This window comes from Synechococcus sp. R3-13 (assembly GCF_047462195.1).
Taxonomy (GTDB): domain Bacteria; phylum Cyanobacteriota; class Cyanobacteriia; order Thermostichales; family Thermostichaceae; genus Thermostichus.
Window position 1 is genome coordinate 1 of the sequence record NZ_JANSIO010000509.1, and the last position, 1,724, is coordinate 1,724.

General features: G+C 57.9%; 2 protein-coding genes and 1 riboswitch. Both genes read right to left on the reverse strand.

The genetic code is table 11. The features are described 5' to 3' along the window. Window positions 1–856: methionine adenosyltransferase (gene metK, locus NW856_RS13990; protein WP_414400733.1), on the reverse strand; the 856-nt coding region annotated here is incomplete at its 3' end. A 298-nt stretch (window positions 857–1,154) separates the two neighbouring features. Continuing rightward, a riboswitch (SAM riboswitch) is annotated at window positions 1,155–1,266 on the reverse strand. 67 nt (window positions 1,267–1,333) lie between these two features. Then, on the reverse strand, window positions 1,334–1,717 hold the full coding sequence (locus NW856_RS13995; RefSeq protein WP_414400734.1) for a hypothetical protein: 384 nt from the start codon (window positions 1,715–1,717) through the stop codon (window positions 1,334–1,336). Window positions 1,718–1,724: the final 7 nt, after the last annotated feature.

Sequence of the window (1,724 nt, forward strand, 5' to 3'; positions counted from 1 at the left end):
TGCCGGAGAAGGCCCCGCCCCCATGGCGAGAGTAACCGCCGTAGGTATCGACGATGATCTTGCGCCCGGTCAGGCCCGCATCTCCCTGAGGACCGCCAATGACAAACTTGCCGGTGGGATTGGTGAGAAAGCGGGTGTTGCTGTCGGGCTTGATGGGCAGCTCGGCAAACACCGGCGTGACCACTGCCTCCCAGAGATCGGCGCGGATCCGCTCTTGTACCGCTGCCTCTTCCGTAAGGGTGCCAATCGTGGGCGTGTGCTGGGTGGAGATGAGCAGGGTGTGAATGCCCACCGGGCGACCTTCCTCATAGGCCACAGTCACCTGCGTTTTGCCATCCGGGCGCAGATAGGGCAGGGTGCCGTTTTTGCGAACCGTGGCCAACTGGCGGCTGAGGCGGTGGGCCAAGCTAATGGGCAAGGGCATCAACTCGGGAGTTTCATCGCAGGCAAAGCCAAACATCAACCCCTGATCCCCGGCCCCGACCAAGTCGAATTGATCTTCTCGGGATCCGCGACTTTCTAGGGCCACATTCACCCCTTGGGCAATATCGGGAGATTGCTCATCGAAAGCCACCAACACCGCACAGCTTTCTGCACAAAACCCATTCTTGGCATCGGTATAGCCAATTTCGGCCACCTTGTCCCGCACCAGACGGGTGAAGTTGACCTGCGCTTGCGAGGTGATCTCCCCGGTCAACAGAACCAGGCCCGTATTGACCACCACCTCGGCAGCCACCCGACTGAGGGGATCCGCCGTCAAGAGGGCATCCACGATGGCATCGGAGATCTGATCGCAGATTTTGTCGGGGTGCCCCTCCGTCACCGACTCCGAGGAAAACAAAAACGACTTGGACAACGAACCTTCTCCTTAAAAGCTAGAACTGAGAACCTGAACAAAAAACAAGGCTCACCCGCTCGTTCATTATCCGTCGGAGAAAGAGCCAACCAGGGATCCCTAGGTGCTCCGCACCAGCCCCAACTCAGCCAGAGGAAAGGCCCAGCAACCAGCAAGCGTTCTGCACCGCTGACGCACCAGCACTGCCGCGAAGGCCTTGCCCCGCTACCGCGACCAGAGCTATGGGAGCTGCTAAAGGATAAAGTTGCCAGAAAAGTCCCCCGCCAAAGAGGGCTATCCTCTAGAGAAAAGTTTATTGCCTTTATCTTTCGGTTACTGACTAACCGCAGGAATTGGCACCGTAGCGGAGGCTTCCGCCGGGTTGCCGCAGCTTCATTGGGCCTGGTCCCTCAGTCTGCTCTGGATAAAGAACGGAACTTGTCCCTATAGTACCCCCAACCTCCGCCCATTTGTCAAAAAAATAAGCTGTGGGCGGCTTCAGCCAAACAGACCCTGCCACCAGTCTGTCCCCTGAGCGGCTTTGAGAAAGAATGCGCCGGCCAAGCCCAGGGGGGAGAGAACGCCGAGAAAGCCAACTGTCCCCAATCCCCAAGCCAAGCGGTGCAGATGCTTTTTGTCGGCAGGATTTGGCGTCGTTTCGGCTGAGATGGCCAACAGGGATCCCAAGGCTGCCAATAGGGATCCCCCCAGACCTGCAAAGTAGCTGGGCGCTAGCCACGGTTGCAACTCGGCGGCAGATACGACTTGGATGCGGGGCAAGACTTGAAAACACCCTATTGCCAGCACTGCCCAGATGAAGCAGTACATTAGCAGGCTATCTCGGAAAGCAGCAGCCGGTTCTGATACATTTACGCTGAACACTGCTGAA